Raw genomic sequence first — 21,473 nt, 5'->3', positions numbered from 1 at the left:
CTGTAAAATTAGGAATGCTGGTGCTAGTGTAAGCCCAGCTTAAGGTCGAAACGCGTGCGTCTGCTCAGTCAGGTCAACCTCAATTCGCTGAAGATTGTGGAAAGTGCCGCCCGGCACCGTAACTTTACGCGCGCCGGCGAAGAGCAGTTCATTACTGCTTCCGCGGTCAGCCAGCGTGTCAAAAGCCTCGAGGACCAGCTGCGCTTCAAGATCTTCCAGCGTGGCGGCAATGCGGTTTCGCTGACGCCCGAGGGCGAGACCTATGTGTCGCGCGTTCGCGAGGCGCTGGAGCGGATCGTGGCGGCCAGCATGGAAGCGACCGGACAGTCGCAGGCGCATGTGCTGAAGATTTCGGTGCTGCCGACTTTCGCCGCGCGCTGGCTGTTTCCGCGCCTGCCGCTGTTCCAGCGGCAATATCCCGAAATCGAGATGCGGGTCTCGACCTCCTACGCCACCAATGAGTTCGCCACCTCCGAGTTCGACCTGGAGATCCGCTACGGAGACGGCAGCTTTCCGGACCTGGCGGCGGACCTCTTGTTCAAGGAGGATTTGACGCCGGTATGCAACAGGAAGCTGTTCCACGAGATTCTCGGTGACAAGCCGTTGTCAAAGGTGACGCCGGACGACCTCAGGCATTTCACGCTGCTGCATTCCGACACCTGCACGCAGAACTGGCAGTCGTGGCTGGGTTTTGCCGGCGCGAGTTCGGTGCTCGGCGAGGCCAAGAGCATCTATTTCGATTCCTGCATGATGTCCTATGAGGCGGCCAATGCCGGCATGGGCTTTGCGGTCGCCAACCGCGCCTATATGGCGAGCGACATCCGCGCCGAGCGGCTGGTGGCGCCGTTCGCGGTGCATCACCCCAACACCGCCGGCTGGTATTTCGTCAGCCCGGTCACCGCGCTCTACGCGCGCAAGGTGGACCTGTTCAAGCAGTGGATCATGGCCGAGGCAGCGCTGACGCAGTGCCAACTGGACGCCGAGATCGCCAGCGGCCCGGTGCTCCGGCAGGCAATGGCCTGAGGTCGCCATGCCTGTCGCTTCAGCACCACGCGAAACGCGCCACCAAAGAGTATCTATCTTAACGGCCTCATATCTGTTGTGATTCCCCCTGGAACGCAGCAAGTCTCCCTTGGAGCTAATAGCCACTTCAGCGAAAAAGTACCTCTCTCCCCGATCGTTGTTGACGATGTAATTCAATATAACTACGGCATCATCTTCTTCGAATATTTGATATGGAAATCGAAGCCATTCATGATTCGAGTGAAGCACGATGCAGCACGTAGGATTTCGACTTATTAAGACCTCGGAAGAAGCGTATTTGACCGACCCAACTCTTCCCCCTGCTTCGTCGCCTGCGGCTATCGCGATTAGCTGACGGTCGCTCAGTCGTTCCCGATAATTGTAGGCCACAGTCCATTTGGCCAGCGCCGCGATTGTGATCGAGGCGAATATGAGGGCACCGAACAGAACCGTTTTCACCTTTCGGAAGTACCCGTGCAGAGCGGACCAGTCGTGGCTAGATGCTGCAGGATTTCAGGGTTTTTCTGTTGAATTTTGTGCAGGAGCGCCGTCATTAAGCAGTCGATGCGGTCCACCTCATGACGCAGAGGAAAGACTCAGCTATCTTCAGTCGCGCGGCGGGCCTGTTTTCCCGCTTGGCCGGCGCTTTCAGCTTCCTCCCGAGCAGCGCCGGCCTTCTTCCCGCTCTTGTTTTGAGATGCGTGCTTGTCGTACTCTCGGCTCAGGCAATCGGTTCCGATTGGGTTTTCCTGAAGCAAGCTGATTGATGATCGACGATATCGAGCGCGACGGTTTCGCTGGCCCGTTTCCGGTTCTAAGCCGAAAGGAACGTGGCCGCCTTCTGTCCAGGCTGATCAAGGAACGCCAGAAAAGGAAGGTGTGGAGCAAGGCGTCCGCTGTCGCCAATCATCACTACTACAAGATCGCCAGCGACCCGCGCATCCTCGAGCTGGTCCGTCCGGTCCTCGGCGAAGACATCATTCTGTGGGCCGCGCATCTCGTCATCAGGCGTCCGGACACGGAGCATCCATTTCACTGCGATGTCGAATCGTCATCGGCCGATGGCGGCTTCCTGACCGTGTGGCTCGGCCTGGAGAACACAAACTCCGCGTCGGGCCTCAAATTCGTCAGGGGCTCGCACCGCTATGGCGCCACGGTTCAGGAGATCAAAGCCAGGCTTGGAATGAATGCGACGGAAAATTCCGATGCGGCTGTGCTGGATGCAGCGCGGACTTTTGCTCAAGACGCAACAATCGTTCAGCCCGACGTTTGCGACGGTGCCGCGCTGGTCTTTGACGGCAGAGCCTGGCATGGCTCGCACAATCCGTCGACGACCACACGCGTCGCCTTGCTGCTGCAATATGCCCGCGCCGACCGCCCGGTCTTCATTCCTGAAGCCTTCGAATGGCCGTTTCGTTTCAAGACGGAGCCAAGGCCGCCGGTACTGGTCGTTTCCGGCCGCTCGCCGATCGGTGTCAACCAGATCGCCAGACCGCCCGGCGCGCGCCGGCTTGCCGCGATAGCGAACGCCGCGTTCGATCTGCCCGAACTGCCGGCCAAGCCGGTGGCACATTTCGCCTCGATGCCACACTTTCGCGGCCGCACGGCCAAGATCGAATTCATGGACGCGCACTCATCGGTACTGGCGCCGGGCGCCACGCCGCATCCACTGCACGCCCATGTGGAAGAAGAGATCCTCATTGTCGTTTCGGGGCAAGCAGCGTTGATAACCGCCGACGATGTCGGGTCTGAGAGCGTTCGACGCGAGACGATGAACGCAGGCGATTTCGCCTATTACCCCGCCTTCCAGCCGCACACGCTGGTCAATGCCAGCGACAAACCAGTGCTCTACACGATGCTGAAATGGCGCAACGAGCGAGGCCATGCGCCGGGCGAAGCGTCGAAGCTGGCCTTCGTGCGGGGCTCAGACACGCTGTTTGCCGCGGCGGATCTCGGCAGGCGCAATCGGGGAACCATCCTCAACGCGAGGACCAGATGGCTCGATCGACTGCACTGTCATGTCTCGATAGCGATGCCTGGCGTCGGCTACGCGCCCCATGCCGACCGTTATGACGTGGCCATTGTCCTGTTTTCCGGTGCGATTGAGACGCTGGGCAAGCGGGTCTCGGCTCCGGCGCTGCTTTATCACCCTGCCGGTGCAATGCACGGGCTGAAGTCCGTCGGCGCCGAACCCGCGCGCTATCTCGTCTTCGAACTGGACAAGGCCGTATCGCGTTGGTCCACCCTGCTTCGCGCCGCCCGAAATCTGCTGGGGCGGTAAAGATTCATCTTGCCGCGATGACCCCGATCTATTGCGCCGGTGGCAGTTGATCGCCGCCGGTGGGCGACTTCGGCGTCGGCTGCGGGACTTGATCTACCACGGGCGCCTTGGTCGGCTGGATGTTGTTGTCGCAGGCCGCGAGCGCCAAGCCAACGGCAAACAGGATCAGAAGCCTCTTCATGGCTACCTCCTTCGTCCGCCCTCCCCGTTGCTCTCCTTCCCCATTTGTAGGGCAACGAGGCGGCTCCACTTTGGTTGCACGTCCGCAAGGGATGCCTAGCCGGCGGGAACAAAACGCCGCCTCTGCGGTTGGTTGAGCAAAGGAGATCGCGCCATGATCCGTCTGCTCATAACCGGCCTTGTCGCCTATGCTGCTTATCGTGCCGCCAGAAAAGTCATCGACGAGGTGCCCGACGATTTCGAACCGCTGCCGATGCCCGGCGACGAACGCGCCTTGCGACGCCAGTCGGCGGCAATGGGCGTCGCGCCCCGAAGATAGGCCAGCCATCAAAGAGGAATAAAGGCCTGATAGAGGCCGGGCGCTCGCCGGTATTTATCCCTTGACGACAAGTAAGCATCTGATATTCTATCCCTCAACCGCAGGTAAGGGGATAGTTCCGTGACCAAGTACACGTTCAAAGAGTTTCAGGCCGAATATCCCGATGACGCGGCCTGCCTCGCAAAGCTCATGGAAATCAACTACGGCGGCACGCACATCACCTGCCCGGATTGCGGCGTTGAGGCGAATTTCTATCCGATGACCAAGCGCAAGGCGTATGCCTGCCAAGAGTGCGGCTATCACATCTACCCTTGCGCCGGCAGCATCTTCCACAAGTCGCGCACCAACCTCACCAAGTGGTTTTTCGCCATGTACCTTATGACCAGCACGCGTCATGGGGTCGCCGCGAAGGAAGTCGAGCGCCAGATCGGCGTGACCTACAAATGCGCTTGGCGCATGTGCCACGAATTGCGGAAGCTGATGGCTACCGCTGACTATCGCGGCCCTCTTTCTGGTCACGTTGAGGTTGATGAAACCTATGTTGGCGGATCGCAGAAAGTGCGTGTTCGCCGCGCCAAGGGCACGAACAAGACCGTTGTGATGGGCTTGGTTGAGCGCAATGGCAACATCATCGCCGGCCCGATCCCGGACGTATCGATTTTCACCCTAGAACCGATCATTCGCTCGAACGTGGTGCCCGGAAGCACTATCAGCACCGACGAGCTTCGCTCCTACAAAGACCTCAAGAACTCTGGCTATGTGCACGGCACGGTCAATCACGACGCCGAACAGTACGTTCACGGGATACACCACACCAACACCCTTGAAGGCCATTGGTCGCATTTCAAGCGCGCCGTTCTTGGCACACATGTCCACATTTCTGGAAAGCACATGTGGAAATATGTGAGCGAGTTTTCCTACCGCAGGAACTACCGGCATTCTCACACCGCGATGTTTAATCGCCTTGTGGAGGCGTTCTCGCTGCCACGTTTAGTAGAGCCGTGAAACCCTCTCGGTGCCTGGGGTTCTCATCGGTGGCAGGCCGGTCCTGTTCTGCGACGGTCGGCTCGACCGAGCTTCGCCGCTCGCCCTCGTATAAAATAGTTTTATCCTCAATCATTTTGAGACCATTCCTCACTTTGGCAGAATCGATCAATTCAAGAATACGCCATGCCGGGACAATTCCACTCATATCAGATGGCACCCGCACGTACCTTTTGGGCTCTACCTCTTTTCCGGTATCATCTAGAACTGGCCGCCGCTCAAGGATATGGCCCCAGTTGATGCCGAGGCAGAGTACGAATTCCTTTTTTTCAGATCTCCTACTAGTTGAAGATTTAAGAGCATAAACTAATACACATGATCCAGAGTAGCCCGGCTTGGACTTTACCTCTACCGCGTAACTCTCTTCGTTATGCCCGGACGAGGAATTATATATATTTCCAACATCAACGCTTATATTTCCAAAACGAACGCTTGGGCGATTATGTGTTTTCCCATCATGGCCAATAAATCGCCCGATCATAAAAACGTCGTCGCCAATCCCAATGTCATATTCACGGACCATATCCCGCGTAAGTAGCTGCTCATAATGTACGGACTTAGAGAAGCTATGCACCTTGCCGTTGCCAACGCCGATAGCGACGGCAACATCATGCGGACCTGAATGTGGATACCACTCCACTGGATCGATCTCGAATACGTCAGGCGCTGAACCGTCCTTCCTGTTCAGTCGGACGAACGTATGACCCTGTTGGATCACATGTTTGTTCGTTACGAGAATGACCGCGAGACCGTCCACCCGTTCAAACGGCACCATAACGACGAAGCCGGTGCCTCCAGCCTCCTGACCTGCCTTGGCCGCAGCTTCGGACGGATAGAGGTAGAAAGCCACGTCGAGCGTGTCGTCGGGTATGCGAGGCATGCCAGCCGGTTCCATGCCCCAATAGGGCACCCCGCGATTGGTGTGCCGGAGAACGGGGACTCTATCGTATTCTAGTGTCAACATCCGATGCAATCCTACTTGCTGTCAAGGGATAAACACCCGCTCGCCCGTTGCGAACAAAGCGGAAACGATGCTTGATGGGCGATGACCATCGCCATCAATGATTCGACCTTGCAGCCCGCCTATCTCGCGAAGCTCAACGCCGAGCAGCGGCTGGCCGTCGAGCATGGTGACGGCCAGATCGCCGGGCCGTTGCTGGTGATAGCCGGCGCCGGCTCCGGCAAGACCAACACGCTCGCCCACCGGGTCGCGCATCTGATCGTCAAGGGCGCCGATCCGAGACGCATCCTGCTGATGACGTTCTCGCGCCGCGCCGCCACCGAAATGGCCAGGCGGGTAGAACGCATTGCCGGCGAGGTGCTGGGCCGCGATGCGTCCGTTATCGCCGACGCCCTGAGCTGGGCCGGCACATTCCATGGCATTGGCGCCCGGCTGTTGCGCGACTACGCGCTGACGATCGGCCTCGACCCCGCCTTTACCATCCACGACCGAGAGGATTCCGCCGACCTGATGAACCTCGCCCGCCACGAGCTCGGCTTTTCGAAGACCGAAAGCCGGTTTCCGACCAAGGGCACGTGCCTGGCGATCTATTCGCGCACTGTCAACGCGCAGGCGCCGCTCGGCGAGGTGTTGGGTTCGGCCTTCCCCTGGTGCGCGGGGTGGGCAGAACAGCTGAAGACGCTGTTTGCCGGATATGTCGAGGCCAAGCAGGCGCAGAACGTGCTCGACTACGACGACCTCCTGCTCTACTGGGCGCAGATGGCCGCCGAGCCTGAAATCGCCTCGCATCTTTCCTCCCGCTTCGACCATGTGCTGGTCGACGAATACCAGGACACCAACCGGCTGCAGGCTTCGATTCTTTCGGCGTTGAAGCCGGACGGCGCCGGACTGACGGTGGTCGGCGACGATGCGCAGTCGATCTATTCGTTCCGCGCCGCGGAGGTGCGCAATATCCTCGATTTCCCCCAGCAATTCGCGCGCGCCGCTGATGTCATCATGCTGGAGCGCAACTACCGCTCGACCGTGACCATCTTGGCGGCGGCCAATGCGGTGATTTCCGAGGCGCCTGAGCGCTTCACCAAGAACCTATGGTCGGAGCGCAAATCCTCGCAGAAACCGAAACTGGTCAGCGTGCGCGACGAGGCCGAGCAGGCAAATTATGTCTGCCAGGCGATCCTTGCCGAGCGCGAGGCCGGCACGGTGCTCACATCGCAGGCGGTGCTGTTTCGCGCCTCGCATCACAGCGGGCCGCTGGAGATCGAGTTGACTCGCCGCAACATCCCATTCGTCAAGTTCGGTGGGCTGAAATTCCTCGACGCCGCCCATGTCAAGGACGTGCTGGCGGTGCTGCGCTTTGCCGAGAACCCGCGCGACCGCGTCGCCGGCTTCCGCGTGCTGCAGCTCCTGCCCGGCATCGGCCCTTCGGCGGCCAGTGCCGTCGTCGAGATCATGGCGACATCGCTCGATGAAGCGATGGGGCTGGCCCGCTACCGGCCGCCGCAGCGCGCTGCGGACGATTGGCCGGCCTTCGTCGCGCTCTATTCCGGCCTGCGCGCCAGGTCAGGGAAATGGCTGGCCGATCTCGAACAGGTCAGGCTCTGGTACGAGCCGCATCTCGAGCGCATGCATGAGGATGCAACGACGCGGCGGGCCGACCTCATGCAGCTCGAGCAGATCGCCTCCGGCTATGCCTCGCGCGAGCGCTTCCTGACCGAACTGACGCTTGATCCACCGGATGCGACCAGCGACCAGGCCGGGCCGCCGCATCGCGACGAGGATTACCTGATCCTGTCGACCATCCATTCGGCCAAGGGCCAGGAATGGAAGAATGTCTTCGTGCTCAACACCGTCGATGGCTGCATCCCGGCCGATCTCGGCGTCGGCACCAAGGAAGACATCGAGGAGGAACGCCGGCTGCTTTACGTGGCGATGACGCGCGCCAAGGACGGTCTGCACCTGGTGACGCCGCAGCGCTTTTATCCGCACAACCAGCCGGCGCGCGGCGACCGCAATGTCTACGCCTCGCGCAGCCGCTTCATCCCGGCCTCGATCCTCGGCACCTTCGAGCAGACCTCGTGGGTGAGCGTCCACGCAAAGGACGATCCGCGCCACAGACCTGAGGTCAGGGTCGACCTCGGCGCCCGCATGCGCGGCATGTGGAAATAGCCGCCGGCTGCAGCCGTGGATGCCGCGCGCGGCTACGGCGGCTACGCCGCCTGAGACGCGGCTGGACCAAGCCTGGCCAGAGAAAGATCAATCGGACTTGCCGGCCGACGTCGGGGAGGCTTCGGCCAGCCTCGCCGGCTGCGCGAGCCGCTCGGTGTTGCCGACAAACGGGTAGGCAAGCTGCTGATGATAGAGCGGCGGGACCGGGTCATCGGTGCCGTATTTCTGCGGCATCCTGTCGGGCATGAACAAGGTGCCGCCCAACATGTCGAGCAATGGCAACTGCCCGGCGAAATTCTTGTCCCAGGCTTCGCGCTCATTGGCGTGATGCCAATGATGAAATTGCGGCGACGCCAGCAGCCATTTCAACGGTCCGAACTTGATACGCGTGTTCGAATGGATGAACAGGGACTGCCACTGATAGATCAGCGTAAAGATCAGTATGGCGGTGGTCGAAAAGCCGAGGGCGAAGATTGGCAGGAACGACGCCGATTTGGTCAGGATCTGGTCGACAGGATGGACACGGTGCGCGGCCAGCCAATCCATCTCCTCGATGCTGTGGTGGATCGAATGGAAGCGCCACAGGAACGGGACGGCGTGAAAGGCGCGATGCGCCAGGTAGAAGCCGGTATCGGCCAGCACCAGAACCTCCACCGCCTGCAGCCAGACCGGTTGCGACTGCACCGCCTGCGTAAGTCCGGCCGGAACAAATCGGTCAAGCACCAGCATGCATGTGCCGATCACGAGGAGCAGGCCGATCTTGGTGATGATGCCGTTGAACAGCAGATAGACAACGTCGTTCAGCCAATGCCGGCGCGTCGATGATTGCTCCGCATGCAGCGGCAACAGCCGCTCCAGCGGAATGAAGATAAGCGCGATGACCAGCACCGCCTTGAGGTCTACGAGATCGGACACCCTGCCCTCATTGCAACCGAAGATCGGCTCGGCAGAGATTAATGGCCAAGGGATGAACGGATTGTTGACGGCCGCGCCGTGAACCGGCGGATCCAGACGCTCACGACAAGGAACGAAGCCCTGCTGCAGTCGACATAGTGGAAGGTAACAGCTCCACTGCGCTATATCAGGTCGGCGTTGCAGCGATCCGAGTGACCAGGCCCGCTCCAACCCAATTGCCCAGTCTCAATGGAACGTCGCCGGGTCGCCGGCCAGCAGGCCGCGCGGCCCGGTCGTCTCAAAACTGACCTGGTCGCGCCCGTTCGACTTGGCTTTGTAGAGGTGTCGGTCGGCCGTCACGAACATGTCGGCATAGGTGGTGGGTCCGCTGAAGGCGACGCCGCCGATGCTCACCGAGAGCGGACAAGGTCGTCCACCCGGGGCAAATTCGACCTCGCGGATGCGCCGTCGGATCCCCTCGGCGACCAGCCAGGACTGCGACGGGTCGGCGCCAGGCAGGAAAACGGCGAACTCCTCGCCGCCGATGCGCCCGACAATGTCAGCGCCGCGCAGTTGGGCTTTGATCGTCTCGGCGATCAGCTTCAGCGCCTGATCGCCGCAATCGTGACCCAGTCGATCGTTGATGGTCTTGAAATGGTCGGCGTCGACGATCAGCAAGGCGCCGGCGTTGACGACGGTCTGGCTGCGCGCCTGGTCGAGATACGCTTCGACCAGCATTGAAAACGCGCCGCGGTTGAACACCGCCGTCAGGCTGTCGGTCGCCGCGACGATGCTCAGCTCTTTCTGGGCGATGGCCAGCTGACGCATTTTGTACATCAGGAAAGAGAAGAACGACCCACCCAGCACAAGCGGCAGCAAAAGGTCGGTGAGCTTCGCCCAGCGCAACGCATCAGGCGACAGCGACGGAAAATTGTAGGAATCGACAAAGAAAGCAGCCGCGATGCAGATCGCCGTGCCGACAACTGTGACCGCTATGACCCTGCCCCAGCTTGTGGGCGACAGATCGATCCGCATGCCATTCTCCCACCGTGTCCGCCATTTTGCAGTGGGAACACAAATGAAACCCTAAAACCTTGCCTTCAATTGTAATGTGGTTAACAGCCCATCGATAGCACGGGTGATCGCCATGACGATGCCGGCGGTCACAAAAAGCCCGCCACTCGCGTGGCGGGCTTTCCGACTGACCGGAGGATTCTCGTCAGCGCATGTCCTCGGGAAGTCCGGGTCATGCGGTAGGAGAGTGCCGTAAAGCCTCACGGCTGGTTCGACACTCCCGGCGAAACCCGTCTCAGCGACGGGAGATCATCAGGCAAAGCTGCCGCAGGTCGCTGTCGTAGGTGCCCTCGCTGCCGAGGACGTCGATGCAGCGCTTCTTCATGCGTGTCAGCTGGCTGCTCGACATGCTGGCAACGACGCCGGGCAGACCCAGCGTGCTGGCAGTTCCCGGAGTGCCAGGAATGCTTGACGTACCAACTCCGGTGCCGACACCAACATTGGCGCTCGTGCCGCCGAGCGTCGTTCTCAGCGCGGCATTGACACCATTGCCTGTGCCCAGGGTCGCATTGGTCACCGCGCCGCTGGTCCCGCCCAAGGACACCGTGGCCGCGCCACCGCCGCCACCAATAACGGCGTTGCCATTGGCGCCGCTCGTGCCGCCGATAGAGGCGCTGGCGTCGGTGCTGCTGCCGCCGAAGGAAGCATTTGCGTTGGCTCCGTTGGCACCGCCGACATTGCCGTTGGCTGAATTGCCACCGATGGAAACGCCGCCAAGGCCACCAAGGCCAACCTCAGCCGCACTTGCAGGAACGGCAAGAATAACGACAAGCGCTCCGCTTGCAAATGTTCTGGCGATTTTCCGAACGATACTAGACATGACACTCTCCTCTGTTGCCCTTCCAGTCCCGCATTGCAATCTCTTGGAAAATCCATCGTATTGCTCATGCACCAAGAGCTACGCTTGGAGATGCATTCCGGTTTCAACGTACTTTCTGTTTCCGTGAATCTTAGTTTTTGAACATTTCATTGCCATGCTAAAACAAGGCGCGCTTTATTCTAAAACTTTAGAAGTTCCTAATATAAGACAACCCAATCCTGAAATCAGGCGTAGGCGCGGCCTTCCTCGCTGCGCTGGAACTGCACCAGATCGAGCGGGACGGAAGGCCGGCCAAGCACGGTCAGGATCATGTGGGCCTGGCCGCGATGATGGGTCTGATGGTTGAAGAAGTGACTGAGCGCCGGCGCCAGCCGCTGCGACACGGTGCGCATGTCGGAGATCGTCATGTAGGAGAAGCGGCCAGCAAGCGCCTTGTCGCTCATGCCGCCGACCCAGTCGATGATCCGCTTGTCCTCCGCTTCGCGTGCCAGGCTGAGGACTGACAAGGCGCGGCGGAGGATCGTATCGGTCCTCGAAGGTGCGTCGCCCTCGCCGGTAAAGCGCTTCATCCAGACGCGGTCGGCAGCCAGCAAATGATTGAGCGTGCCCATCATCGAACCGAAGAAGGCGCCGACATCCCGTTCGAATTCTTCATCCAGGAGATCGGCGGCGGCCTCATAGATGCGGCCATTGGCCCATTGATTGTAGGCCGCAAACATCATGAAATGCTGTTTCATCTTTTCTTCCCGCCGACGAGTTCCGCTTCAACCGCAGGCGCCTAATTAGACCGCGAGGACGCAGCCGCCAATGACCATTCTGTTCTATGAACTCGTCGGACGCGACACGTCCCGTCCGTTCAGCCCGCATTGCTGGAAGATTGCCATGGCGCTTGCGCATAAAGGGCTGGACAGGTCCAGCCTGCCAACGCGCTTCCTCGACGTGCCGAGGGTCGAAGGCGGCATCTCGAAGACCGTGCCGGTGATCCGCGACGGCGATCGTGTGGTGGCCGATTCCTTTGCCATCGGGCTTTATCTGGACGAGGCCTATCCCGAGAGGCCGACGCTTTTTGCCGGCGATGGCGGCAAGGCGATGGCGCGTTTCATCGAGCGCTGGTCGCAGCTCACCGTCCATCCCTATGTCACCACGGCCGCGCTGCTCGACATCCACGCCATGCAGGACGACGAAAACGCCGCCTATTTCCGCTCCAGCCGTGAGCAGCGCTTCGGCAAACCGCTGGAAGCGGTCACAGCCGCCCGCGATGCCGGGCTCGCGAGCTTCCGTGCCGCACTGGAGCCGCTGCGTTCGATGCTCGGCTATCAGCCGTTCATCGGCGGCGCCTCGCCGCTCTATGCCGACTACATCGTCTTTGGCGCGCTGCAATGGGCACGCATCACCTCGCCTTATCGCTTGCTCGACGACAGCGACATCGTTGCGCAATGGTTCGAGCGTTGCCTCGACCTTTATGACGGCCTTGGCCGTACGGTGGAGGCGGCGGCAGCCGCCCAGGGATTTGGGAATAGGCAGTAGGCAATAGGGTCTCCGCGCTGTATTCCCTACTGCCTACTGCCTATTCCCAACAAAAGCCTCCCGATCGCCATGCCACTACCCCCCGATTTTACCGACGATTTTCGCGCCGGGCTGGTCGCGCTGCTGCGCTGGCGCCGGGATGTGCGGCGCTTCGAGCGGACGGCTTTGCCGGAGGGCACGCTGGAGCGGCTGCTGGAGCTAGCCTGCATCGCGCCGTCGGTCGGGCTCAGCCAGCCGTGGCGCTTCGTCGTGGTCGAGAGCGCCGAACGGCGCGCGGCCGTGAGAGACTCTTTCGAGCGCTGCAATGCCGAGGCGCTGGCATGCTTTTCGGGCGAGCGCGCCGCGCTCTATGCCCGGCTGAAGCTTGCCGGTCTCAATGAGGCCCCTTGTCAGTTCGCGGTTTTCGCCGACCGCACAACGGAACAGGGCCACGGGCTCGGCCGCAAGACCATGCCGGCGACCATCGACTACTCGGCCGTAATGGCGGTGCACACGCTGTGGCTGGCGGCGCGGGCGGAAGGCATCGGCATGGGCTGGGTGTCGATCCTCGACGCGGCCGAGATGGCCAAGATTCTCGATACGCCGCCCGAATGGACGCTGATCGGCTATTTCTGCCTCGGCTATGCCAGCGAGGAGCATGATGTGCCGACGCTGGAACGCGAGGGCTGGGAGCAGCGGCGGCGGCCCGTGGTGATCAAGCGGTAGTGCCGGTCACTTTCTGGCGACAAGTCACCTTCTTGGCGATAAGTCACTTGGCCTCATCCTTGGCGATGAGCCTGACGCAGATCGGGTCGCCCTTCGCCATCGGGGCGCATTGCCATTCCGGACCGAAGCCGAAGTTCGTGTTCTTGCCGAGGCCAGGAAAGAGCGCCAAGACAAATGCAACGGCAGCGAAGATGGCAACCATCAGCAGGATGCCCTTGATATCCCCGGGTCTCCGATCGTGCCAGTTCATCTCGTCAAAGCTTCCTCAGCGCCGGCTCGCCGTTCAACTGACTCCCCGAGATAATATCCCCGCCTATGCGAACCGTCCATCTTCGCCCCAGGAACGGGGAGTTCCGCCGCCCTCCATGGTGGCTGCGCGCTAAGACGCGAGACGCTCGACTTCAGCCCGGCGGAAGCAGCCGGCGGAGTGGTCGTTGACGATGCCGACCGCCTGCATCCAGGCATAGACAATGGTCGGGCCGACAAACTTGAAGCCACGCCGCTTCATCTCCTTGGAGATCCGCTCGGACAGAAGCGACGATGCGACCCAGCTGTGGCCGTCGCTCTTCACCACCTTGCCATCGGTAAAGGACCAGCAGAAATCCGTGAAATCCTCGCCGCGCTCCGCCATCTCGCAGAATATCTGCGCGCCGCGGATGGTCGCTTCGATCTTGGCACGGGCGCGGACGATGCCAGGATCGGCCATCAGCCGCTCGATATCGGCCGCGCCGAACCGTGCGACCGTCTCCGGCTCGAAGCCGGCGAAGGCGGCGCGAAAGGCCTGACGCTTTCTGAGCACGATGATCCAGGCGAGCCCTGCCTGGAAGCCTTCCAGCATCAGCATTTCCCACAGCATGCGAGGGTCGCGTTGCGGCACACCCCACTCCTCGTCGTGATAGGCGCGCATCAGCGGATCGCTCTGCGCCCAGCCGCAACGATGATGTGCATGATCGTCCATCGCAAAAGCTCCCTCACCCGATACTGTGGCGGACAGGCGCCACGGTCCAGTCCACGCTACGCTGATCGATCATCGCATGCACCGGTGAATGCCCCATCTCGCTCATGATGCCGCTTGCGGCGTTGCGTCCGTCCTCTTCTGTGGCCCAGACCAGCACGTCAACGATGCTGCCATCATCGCGCTCGGCGATGCGGCGCGATCGAAAGCCCGGCTGGCGTTTCAGCCAGGCGTCGATATCTGCGTTGGCAGCGACGAATTCCTGGCAGGACTGCCCATTGAGCCTGAATGTCGTCACTTCGATCGCTTCCGTCATTTCATATCTCCGCTTGCCCGATCCTAGCCTCTCTTGACGGTCAGGGGCCGAGCATCCAGCCTCGGACGGCTAGCCCGATGGTTGATCTCTGGGAGCACGCTCCCGCTGGCGGCGTTATGCGATGAAGCGACGATCGAACGTTATCGCGATCCTGCAAGATTCATGTACGATCCTGCAAAGCTCACTTGCCGACGCTGGCCGTGTGTGCAGGATTGGATATGATTGTGGCCATGACAGCTTTTGAGATATCCGCTTGACGCTGCCGCGCGACCCCTACCAGGAAATGGCGTCGATCATTGCGCGTTTCACGGCCGATGACGGGGAACATCCGACGGCGGTCGGCAACCTCTTCCTGGTAAGGCGTTCGTCGACGACGGCGCTTGTGCACACTCTCCAATGGCCGTTCTTTGGCCTTGTCGTCCAGGGCGCCAAGAGCCTGTCGCTCGGATCGCATGTGCACCACTACGGGGTCGGCGACTATATGGTGCTCTCGCTCGATCTTCCCGTGATGTCGCGCGTGACTGAGGCTAGCCCCGAAGCGCCAAACCTCGGCCTCGGCATGAGGATAGAACCGGAGCGGCTGAAGGAACTGCTCGGCCGGATCGGCACGGCTCGGCTGGCAGCTACGCCAGCCGACATGTTGGCGGCCGCCGTCAACAAGGCGCCGCCGGATCTTTTGGATGCCGTCGTGCGACTGCTGCGGCTGCTCGATCGTCCTGAGGATATTGTGGCGATGGCACCGCTGATCGAGCAGGAAATCCTCTACCGCGTGGCCACCGGTCCGTTCGGTCCCAGCCTGCTGCAGATCGCCATGATCGAGACACCGAGCAACAGGATCGCCCAGGCCGTCGCCTGGCTGCGGCAGAACTTCACGCGGCCGCTGCGCATCGAAGAGCTGGCCGGACACGCCGGCATGAGCGTGTCGTCTCTGCATCATCATTTCAAGGCGGTCACCGCGATGACGCCGATGCAGTACCAGAAGCAGCTGCGCCTGCACGAAGCGCGCCGCCTGATGCTGACGGAGCGCCTGGATGTCGGCTCGGCCGGATATACCGTCGGCTATCAGAGCCCATCGCAGTTCAGCCGCGAATACAGCCGGCTCTACGGCCTGCCGCCGCTGCGCGACGTCGGCGCCGCCAGGGCTCCGGTCGCGGCGCAATAGCGCGGGTCAAGCGCCTCCCCTTGGCAATGGACCGGGCGGCTTGTATAGAGCCCGCCACTCCCAATTCCACTCTTCATCACCCAATTCCTCTCTTCATCACAAGGACGACCAATGGCGATCGAACGCACCTTTTCCATGATCAAGCCGGACGCGACGCGGCGCAACCTCACCGGCGCCATCACCAGGATGCTGGAAGAGGCCGGCCTGCGCGTCATCGCCTCGCGCCGTGTATGGATGAGCCGCCGTGAGGCCGAGGGCTTCTACGCCGTCCACAAGGATCGCCCGTTCTTCGGCGAACTGGTGGAATTCATGTCGTCGGCGCCGACCATCGTCCAGGTGCTGGAAGGCGAAAACGCCATTGCCAGGAACCGCGAAGTGATGGGCGCCACCAACCCGGCCAACGCCGACGAAGGCACCATCCGCAAGGTCCATGCGCTGTCGATCGGCGAGAATTCGGTGCACGGCTCCGACGCGCCGGAGACCGCCGCGCAGGAAATCAAGTATTGGTTCTCGGACACCGAGATCGTCGGCTGAGCCGACGCGAACGGAACGCATGCAAAAGGCCGGCGTTTCGCCGGCCTTTTTCTTTGGCGTCGGACCTCGCTGCACTCCCCCCGAAGATCGGCCTGGGCTACAGCAATTCCAGGAAAAGTGTGAAACGGTTTTCCGTCCGGAATTGCGTAACAAAGAGATAGAGCAGTTCATCGTTTCCACGAAACGGTGAACTGCTCTAAGGTCGGACCAGGCACCAGCGGAACCGACCCGACCATGACCAGCGCCATCCCCGGTTTCTTCCAGGGCACCGAGATGCCGTCGAGCGGCTGGTGGGAGGCGCTGTGGCCGGATCCCGCCGGCGTGCTTGCGGCAACCGGGCTGAAGCCGGGCATGGAAGTGGTCGACCTCTGCTGCGGCGACGGCTGGTTTACGCTGCCGATCGCCACGGTCGCCCGCCGTGTCATCGCCATCGATATCGACGCCGACCAGCTGGAGGTCGCGCAGTGCCGGCTGACCGGCGCCGGCGTGACCAATTGCGAATTCGTCGCCGGCGACGCCTACGAGCTCGCGGACCTTGTGTCCCGGCCCGTCGATTTCGTCTTCATGGCCAACGCCTTCCACGGCGTGCCCGACCGGCCGCGGCTGGCGCGTGCCGTGCGCCAGGCGCTCGCTCCTGGCGGACACTTTGCCATAGTCAACTGGCACCAGCAGCCGCGTGAGGCAACGACAGTGCTGGGCGAGCCGCGCGGCCCGCGAACCGAACTCAGGCTGTCACCGCAACAGACCATCGCGGATGCCGAAGCCGGCGGCTTGAAGCTTATTAAACTGGTCGAGGTACCGCCCTATCACTATGGGGCGATGTTCGAGCAGGCGAAGCCGGTCTGAGCTCAACGAATGAGCGGCGTGTCCCAGAGGTCGCCGAGCAGCGTTTTCAGCTCGGTGAAGCGCTTCTGCCCAAGCTCCTCGGCCCATTCCCGCTCGACGTCGAGCAGGATGTCGGCCATCTTCTGGTAGGCGGCGCGGCCCCGATCGGTGAAGTGGACGATGGTCCCGCCGCTCTCATCGGGGGCCGCCGAGCGGGTGATGTAGCCCATCGCTTCCAACGTCTTGAGCAACTGGTTCATGGCCTGCTTGCTCATCACCGCGCGCTCGGCAAGCGCGCTCGGCCGAAGGCCATCCGGGCCAGGATATTGTATGACCGCCATATGCGGCGGGCTGAGGTCCTCGAAACCCGATGCCCTGAGTTCCCTGATCAGCTTGCGGTGAATGGCCAGCGCCGGCACGCGCAGCAGCGCACCGATCAGCGGCGGCTTCTTCGGCGGATCTTCGGTGGATTGCGGCATTGACACCATGGTAAATTGAGTTTACCCATATCGGTAAATTCGATTTACCACATAGGAGGATGGAATGCTAGACAAAGCCAGCCAGGTTCGCGCCAATCCCGCCGACGAGACAATCAGCCATGGCGGCCTTGCCGTGCGCTTCCTGCTGACCGGCGACCAATCGAACGGCAGCATCGCCGCCTTCGAACTGACGGTCGCCGGCTCGCAACGCCTGCCCGCCCCGGCACACAGCCACGACCACTATGAGGAGACGATGTACGGGATCGAAGGCGTGCTGACGCTGACCGTCGACGGACACCGGCATGATATCGGACCTAGCCAGGCACTGTGCATTCCGCGCGGCGCGGTTCACCGCTTCGACAACGACACCGCCGAGACCGCCAAGGTGCTGTGCGTAGTGACGCCGGCGGCGATCGGTCCGGACTATTTTCGCGAAGCCTTCGCCATCTTCAGCACCGGCGGCCCGCCCGACCGCGCCAGGCTTATGGACCTGATGCGCCGGTTCGGCCTGACGCCGGCACCGCCGCCACCGCAGGTCTGATGCTCTCCAGGGCAGCCAACCCGCGGCGCGGCATATCTGACAAACGAGAATTCCCGCCGCTACTCGCGGCGGGCTTCTTGTCACTTTGCTTGGCGCTCTTTCACATTCGCATGATCATTCGCCGCTTCGGTGTCGGTGGCCGGTGTCTGGGTGTCGGCGCCGACAAACGGACTGCCCTGCCCAGGCGCGAGGTCGCCACTGTGGCCGGCCTTGTTGGTCTGGAAGGGTTGGCTGTCAGGACTGAGACCATGCTGAAGTGCATTGACCAAATGGTCGTCGGCCCTGGCAAAGCCGGCGAAGGTAATCAGCGATACGGCTGTGGCAGCAAGGATGCGCGCGTACTTTTTCATATCTGGACTCCTTTTTGAGTGGCCAGATCGACCCGCATTCGGTCTGGCGGCTTCAGTGAAGGGACATGTCCCTTTTGCCTACCCGCCATATGGAAAGTTAACGCTTCGCGCGGCCGGACTATTCCCGGCTGTCGCGAAATCCGGGTCGGAGAGTCGCGACGACGATTCCCGCACCGCCGCCACGCCCGGTCCGTCGACGTCAGCTTGCCGCGTTGAAGCGCAATATGTTCTTGCCGCCCTTGTCGGCGATGGTGAGCTTGCCGGCTTCAACATGATAGGACGCCGCCCTGGTCAGCGCGTCGAATAGCGCCTTCTCTTCAGCCATCACCTCCGGCGCGCATGCCTTGTAGGTCGAGCCGATGTCGCTGATGGCGATCGTCGAGCCCTCGACCTTGACGGTGGCGAAATAGGTGTTGCAGGGGCCGCTGCCGCCGGCCTTGCCGGCTTCGCTGACCCGGAACGTCGCCTTCGGTTGCACGATCACACCGATACCGTCGATATATTCGACCAGCCAGCTCTGATCGAACACCGAGGCCGAGGTCGGCTTGTCGCTTGGCGCCACCATTTTCAGCACGATGGTCTGCGGAGCATCGCTCAGCGGATCGACGAGATAGCTCACATCGGTGACGAACAGCAACTTGTCGTCGGCGGTGATGCGCGCCCGCAACGCATAGATCATGCCAGGCCTTATCACCTGCGGATCGAAGCCGATCTCGAACTTGATGGGCACCTGGCCGGCCGGCGCCACCTTGCGTTCGCCGACGATTGTGGCCGGCACATCGGCAAGCGACACATCGGCAAGCTGTACCGAAAGCACGGCGTTGGGCGGCAACGCGATACGCTCGCGGTACATCACTTCGCCCTTCAGGGTCTTTTCGGCGGCATTGGACATTTCCGGCACCGCCAGCATGCCGACGACCAGCGGCACGAAGCCGAAGATGAGGAATTCGGCGATCCTGTCCAGCATGACCTTCTCCCTTGTCCAGGCTGACCGATGACAGCAAATTGGCCAAAGGATTGCGGTCAATGAATGGCTGCGGGAGAGTTTATTTGGACGGTGTCTTCCAGCGGCTGGCAGCCTTGTCGTCGATCTCCTTGGCGTGGGCGGCAAGGTCTGGCTGGGGCCAAGCTACAGGGCGATCACGAAGTCGTGTTCCCAAGCAGAGGTAACGCAGCCCACCTCCTGGCCGAACTGACCAATGCGCGCTTGAGGAAGGGCGTGTTCAACAACCCAATCGGAGGTGAATCATGTCAATGAGATCAACCGTGAGCGCCGCCTTACTGGCCAGCGCTGTTGCCACGGCTCTTGCTTCTTTTGCGACGGCCGCGCCGCTGACCGAGGCACAGGTCAAGGCGGCGATGGATGCCGGCAAGGAGAAGTGCTTTGGCGTCGCCCTGAAGGGACAGAACGACTGCAAGGCAGGTGCGGGAACCACATGCCAAGGCACGTCGACTGTTGATTATCAGGGCAACGCCTGGAAGTTTGTCGACGGCGGCACCTGCACGACGATGAATCTGCCGGACGGCCGCAAAGGCTCGTCCACGGAGTTGGCCCGCGACATCCCGTCATAAGCAACGCAACCTGCCCGGAAAGCGGAGGGAAAGATGAACGGACTGGCCACCCACCTGGCATCCCGCATATCGAAAACCTCACGCTTTCCGGCACTTCCGGTCCTTGGTCTTGTCGGCACCAGCTTCAAGCACGAACATCTACCAGCAATCCTCGCCAACCAGCCAAACGGCGGTTTCTTCGAGGTCCATGCCGAAAACTATATGGGCGCCGGCGGCCCGCCGCACGACGCTCTGACCAAGATCCGCCACGACTATCCTGTTTCACTGCACGGGGTGTGCATGTCGATCGGCGGACCGCAGCCGCTCGACAAAGTGCACCTCGGTCGTTTCAAGGCGCTCGTCGAGCGCTATGAGCCGGCGCTCGTTTCCGAGCATCTAGCTTGGTCGACCCACGACAGTACCTACTACAACGACCTGCTTCCGCTGCCCTACACACCGGCAACGGTTTCACGCGTTGCGGATCACATCGACGAAGTGCAAGAGGCGATCGGCCGCCCGATCCTGCTCGAGAACCCTTCGACCTACGTCCTTTTCCTGGAATCAACGATGAGCGAGACGGATTTCATCCGTGCGCTGGTGCAGCGTACCGGTTGCGGCCTGCTACTCGACGTCAACAACGTTTTCGTTTCGGCCACCAATCACCGCTATTCAGCCCTTTCCTACCTCGCGGATTTCCCACTCGAACATGTCGGCGAAATCCACCTGGCCGGCCATGCCAAGCAAGAGGACGACGAGGGCGATCTGCTGCTCATTGACAGCCATGACGGCCCGGTCGCCGGCGCGGTCTGGAAGCTCTTCGATATTATCATCGGCAGTTGCGGGCCGCTCCCGGCGCTCATCGAATGGGACAGCAATATTCCCGACTGGCCGGTACTCAAGGCGGAGGCCGACGCCGCCCAAGCGATCCTCGACCGCCATGCCAGCCAAATGCTCGGAAAAGCCCATGCCGCAGGATGAGCTCCAGTCGGGCTATCTCGGTCGCAGGTTTGAGTACGCCGCGGCATTCACCGCCGGCCTGCTCGATCCTGACCGTGCCCCGCCCGACGCCGTTTCGGGGCCGAACGGGAAGGTTGCGGTCAAGCGATATGCCGTCTATCGCAACAACGTCACGGTCAGCCTGATCGATGCGCTGGCCGCCAACTTTCCAGCGACGCTGCGCATCACTGGCCCGGACTTCTTTCGCGCCATGGCTCGCTTCCATATCCGCGAAACTCCGCCTACCTCGCCACTTCTATTCGAATACGGCCGCGACTTTCCCGATTTCATCGGGCGCTACGAATACGCACAGCCGATGCCGTGGCTCGCCGACGTCGCACGGATCGAGCGGGCCTGGCTGGACGCATATCATGCTGCCGACGCAGAGCCGTTGGCTTCCGCAACACTGGCATCGACCCCGCCCGAACGACTGGCCGATGCCGTCTTTGAGCCGCACCCGGCAACGCGAATCGTGCGCTCCCGTTTCCCGGCAGTCACCATCCTCGCAGCAAACCGGAGCAACGCTCCCGTCGGGCGGATCGAGGCGGTCGATCCTGAAGATGCGCTGGTCACGCGGCCCGGCCTCGAGGTCTTCGTTCGCCACTTGCCGCCTGGCGGCGCAGTGTTTATCGCGCATCTGATCTCGGGTGAGGCGCTCGGCGCGGCGGCGGCGGCAGCATTTGCGGAGAGCAGCGAATTCGATATTTCCGCGAACATTGCCGGCGTGCTGCAAGCGGGCGCCTTCACAGCGGCACCCCCAGGAAGGTGAG

Annotated in this window: 26 protein-coding genes; 14 read left to right on the top strand and 12 right to left on the bottom strand. The window is 61.6% G+C overall.

Annotated features, from left to right (window positions below; all coding sequences use genetic code 11):
- The first annotated feature begins 54 nt into the window (after positions 1 to 54).
- Positions 55 to 1,023, top strand: a complete 969-nt coding sequence (locus H0241_RS18595; protein ID WP_181059103.1) for a LysR substrate-binding domain-containing protein — start codon at positions 55 to 57, stop codon at positions 1,021 to 1,023.
- Positions 1,024 to 1,789: 766 nt separating this feature from the next.
- The gene (locus H0241_RS18590) at positions 1,790 to 3,304 is read left to right on the top strand and encodes a cupin domain-containing protein (protein ID WP_181059102.1); all 1,515 of its coding nucleotides are present in this window, start codon (positions 1,790 to 1,792) and stop codon (positions 3,302 to 3,304) included.
- 28 nt (positions 3,305 to 3,332) lie between these two features.
- Here the strand turns inward: H0241_RS18590 and H0241_RS18585 are convergent, their stop codons facing one another.
- Positions 3,333 to 3,485 (bottom strand): hypothetical protein, encoded by a 153-nt coding sequence (locus H0241_RS18585; RefSeq protein WP_181059101.1) that lies wholly within the window; start codon positions 3,483 to 3,485, stop codon positions 3,333 to 3,335.
- Between the two features lie 153 nt (positions 3,486 to 3,638).
- On the opposite strand from H0241_RS18585, the gene H0241_RS18580 reads away from it, so the two are divergent.
- Together H0241_RS18580 and H0241_RS18575 are read left to right on the top strand one after the other, a co-directional pair.
- On the top strand, positions 3,639 to 3,803 hold the full coding sequence (locus H0241_RS18580) for a hypothetical protein (RefSeq protein ID WP_181059100.1): 165 nt from the start codon (positions 3,639 to 3,641) through the stop codon (positions 3,801 to 3,803).
- Positions 3,804 to 3,923: 120 nt separating this feature from the next.
- Positions 3,924 to 4,808, top strand: a complete 885-nt coding sequence (locus H0241_RS18575) for an IS1595 family transposase (protein WP_181059099.1) — start codon at positions 3,924 to 3,926, stop codon at positions 4,806 to 4,808.
- Here H0241_RS18575 and H0241_RS18570 read toward each other — a convergent pair.
- Positions 4,759 to 5,727 carry a hypothetical protein gene (locus H0241_RS18570; protein WP_181059098.1) on the bottom strand — a complete coding sequence of 323 codons (969 nt, stop codon included), beginning with the start codon at positions 5,725 to 5,727 and terminating at the stop codon, positions 4,759 to 4,761. The two genes, H0241_RS18575 and H0241_RS18570, sit on opposite strands and share 50 nt — an antisense overlap.
- Before the next feature lie 165 nt (positions 5,728 to 5,892).
- Here H0241_RS18570 and H0241_RS18565 point away from each other — a divergent pair, with 165 nt between their 5' ends.
- On the top strand, positions 5,893 to 7,974 hold the full coding sequence (locus tag H0241_RS18565) for an ATP-dependent helicase (RefSeq protein WP_181059097.1): 2,082 nt from the start codon (positions 5,893 to 5,895) through the stop codon (positions 7,972 to 7,974).
- A gap of 87 nt (positions 7,975 to 8,061) precedes the next feature.
- Here H0241_RS18565 and H0241_RS18560 read toward each other — a convergent pair whose 3' ends face one another.
- From H0241_RS18560 to H0241_RS18545, 4 genes are all read right to left on the bottom strand, one after another.
- Complete coding sequence (locus H0241_RS18560) at positions 8,062 to 8,889, bottom strand: sterol desaturase family protein (protein ID WP_181059096.1); 828 nt, start codon at positions 8,887 to 8,889, stop codon at positions 8,062 to 8,064.
- 225 nt (positions 8,890 to 9,114) lie between these two features.
- Entirely contained in the window at positions 9,115 to 9,903 is a 789-nt protein-coding gene (locus tag H0241_RS18555) for a GGDEF domain-containing protein (protein ID WP_181059095.1), read from the bottom strand.
- Between the two features lie 274 nt (positions 9,904 to 10,177).
- Positions 10,178 to 10,762: a hypothetical protein gene (locus H0241_RS18550; protein ID WP_181059094.1), complete on the bottom strand. Its 585-nt coding sequence runs from the start codon at positions 10,760 to 10,762 to the stop codon at positions 10,178 to 10,180.
- Positions 10,763 to 10,986: 224 nt separating this feature from the next.
- Positions 10,987 to 11,499: a DinB family protein gene (locus H0241_RS18545; RefSeq protein ID WP_181059093.1), complete on the bottom strand. Its 513-nt coding sequence runs from the start codon at positions 11,497 to 11,499 to the stop codon at positions 10,987 to 10,989.
- A gap of 70 nt (positions 11,500 to 11,569) precedes the next feature.
- On the opposite strand from H0241_RS18545, the gene H0241_RS18540 reads away from it, so the two are divergent.
- Positions 11,570 to 12,289, top strand: a complete 720-nt coding sequence (locus tag H0241_RS18540) for a glutathione S-transferase family protein (RefSeq protein WP_181059092.1) — start codon at positions 11,570 to 11,572, stop codon at positions 12,287 to 12,289.
- A gap of 69 nt (positions 12,290 to 12,358) precedes the next feature.
- Positions 12,359 to 12,994, top strand: coding sequence for a 5,6-dimethylbenzimidazole synthase (bluB, locus tag H0241_RS18535; RefSeq protein ID WP_181059091.1), 636 nt, complete (start codon positions 12,359 to 12,361; stop codon positions 12,992 to 12,994).
- Positions 12,995 to 13,037: 43 nt separating this feature from the next.
- Here bluB and H0241_RS18530 read toward each other — a convergent pair whose 3' ends face one another.
- From H0241_RS18530 to H0241_RS18520, 3 genes are all read right to left on the bottom strand, one after another.
- Positions 13,038 to 13,244, bottom strand: coding sequence for a hypothetical protein (locus H0241_RS18530; RefSeq protein WP_181059090.1), 207 nt, complete (start codon positions 13,242 to 13,244; stop codon positions 13,038 to 13,040).
- Between the two features lie 129 nt (positions 13,245 to 13,373).
- A complete protein-coding gene (locus tag H0241_RS18525; protein ID WP_181059089.1) occupies positions 13,374 to 13,952 on the bottom strand; it encodes a DNA-3-methyladenine glycosylase I in 579 nt (192 codons plus the stop codon).
- Positions 13,953 to 13,965: 13 nt separating this feature from the next.
- Positions 13,966 to 14,265: a hypothetical protein gene (locus H0241_RS18520; RefSeq protein WP_181059088.1), complete on the bottom strand. Its 300-nt coding sequence runs from the start codon at positions 14,263 to 14,265 to the stop codon at positions 13,966 to 13,968.
- Positions 14,266 to 14,518: 253 nt separating this feature from the next.
- Here H0241_RS18520 and H0241_RS18515 point away from each other — a divergent pair, with 253 nt between their 5' ends.
- The 3 genes from H0241_RS18515 (at position 14,519) to H0241_RS18505 (ending at position 16,807) form a co-directional block, all read left to right on the top strand.
- Positions 14,519 to 15,427, top strand: coding sequence for an AraC family transcriptional regulator (locus H0241_RS18515; protein ID WP_181059087.1), 909 nt, complete (start codon positions 14,519 to 14,521; stop codon positions 15,425 to 15,427).
- Positions 15,428 to 15,538: 111 nt separating this feature from the next.
- Complete coding sequence (ndk, locus tag H0241_RS18510) at positions 15,539 to 15,961, top strand: nucleoside-diphosphate kinase (protein ID WP_181059086.1); 423 nt, start codon at positions 15,539 to 15,541, stop codon at positions 15,959 to 15,961.
- 234 nt (positions 15,962 to 16,195) lie between these two features.
- On the top strand, positions 16,196 to 16,807 hold the full coding sequence (locus tag H0241_RS18505) for a class I SAM-dependent methyltransferase (RefSeq protein ID WP_181059085.1): 612 nt from the start codon (positions 16,196 to 16,198) through the stop codon (positions 16,805 to 16,807).
- A gap of 2 nt (positions 16,808 to 16,809) precedes the next feature.
- On the opposite strand, the gene H0241_RS18500 is transcribed toward H0241_RS18505, so the two are convergent.
- On the bottom strand, positions 16,810 to 17,265 hold the full coding sequence (locus H0241_RS18500; RefSeq protein WP_181059084.1) for a MarR family winged helix-turn-helix transcriptional regulator: 456 nt from the start codon (positions 17,263 to 17,265) through the stop codon (positions 16,810 to 16,812).
- A 64-nt stretch (positions 17,266 to 17,329) separates the two neighbouring features.
- Between H0241_RS18500 and H0241_RS18495 the strand changes: the two genes are divergently transcribed.
- Complete coding sequence (locus H0241_RS18495) at positions 17,330 to 17,806, top strand: cupin domain-containing protein (protein ID WP_181059083.1); 477 nt, start codon at positions 17,330 to 17,332, stop codon at positions 17,804 to 17,806.
- An 80-nt stretch (positions 17,807 to 17,886) separates the two neighbouring features.
- Here H0241_RS18495 and H0241_RS18490 read toward each other — a convergent pair whose 3' ends face one another.
- Together H0241_RS18490 and H0241_RS18485 are read right to left on the bottom strand one after the other, a co-directional pair.
- Entirely contained in the window at positions 17,887 to 18,156 is a 270-nt protein-coding gene (locus tag H0241_RS18490; protein WP_181059082.1) for a hypothetical protein, read from the bottom strand.
- A 199-nt stretch (positions 18,157 to 18,355) separates the two neighbouring features.
- Entirely contained in the window at positions 18,356 to 19,123 is a 768-nt protein-coding gene (locus H0241_RS18485; RefSeq protein ID WP_181059081.1) for a YbaY family lipoprotein, read from the bottom strand.
- A 281-nt stretch (positions 19,124 to 19,404) separates the two neighbouring features.
- Here H0241_RS18485 and H0241_RS18480 point away from each other — a divergent pair, with 281 nt between their 5' ends.
- Genes H0241_RS18480 through H0241_RS18470 form a run of 3 tightly spaced genes read left to right on the top strand, consistent with a single transcriptional unit; the run spans position 19,405 to position 21,472 of the window.
- Complete coding sequence (locus tag H0241_RS18480; RefSeq protein ID WP_181059080.1) at positions 19,405 to 19,728, top strand: BufA1 family periplasmic bufferin-type metallophore; 324 nt, start codon at positions 19,405 to 19,407, stop codon at positions 19,726 to 19,728.
- Positions 19,729 to 19,761: 33 nt separating this feature from the next.
- Positions 19,762 to 20,685: an MNIO family bufferin maturase gene (gene bufB, locus H0241_RS18475; RefSeq protein ID WP_181059079.1), complete on the top strand. Its 924-nt coding sequence runs from the start codon at positions 19,762 to 19,764 to the stop codon at positions 20,683 to 20,685.
- Entirely contained in the window at positions 20,672 to 21,472 is an 801-nt protein-coding gene (locus H0241_RS18470) for an HvfC/BufC N-terminal domain-containing protein (protein WP_181059078.1), read from the top strand. Before bufB ends, H0241_RS18470 begins: the two co-directional genes overlap by 14 nt.
- Position 21,473: the final 1 nt, after the last annotated feature.

Source organism: Mesorhizobium neociceri (assembly GCF_013520985.1).
Taxonomy (GTDB): domain Bacteria; phylum Pseudomonadota; class Alphaproteobacteria; order Rhizobiales; family Rhizobiaceae; genus Mesorhizobium; species Mesorhizobium neociceri.
This window is presented reverse-complemented; position numbering and strand designations above follow the sequence as displayed.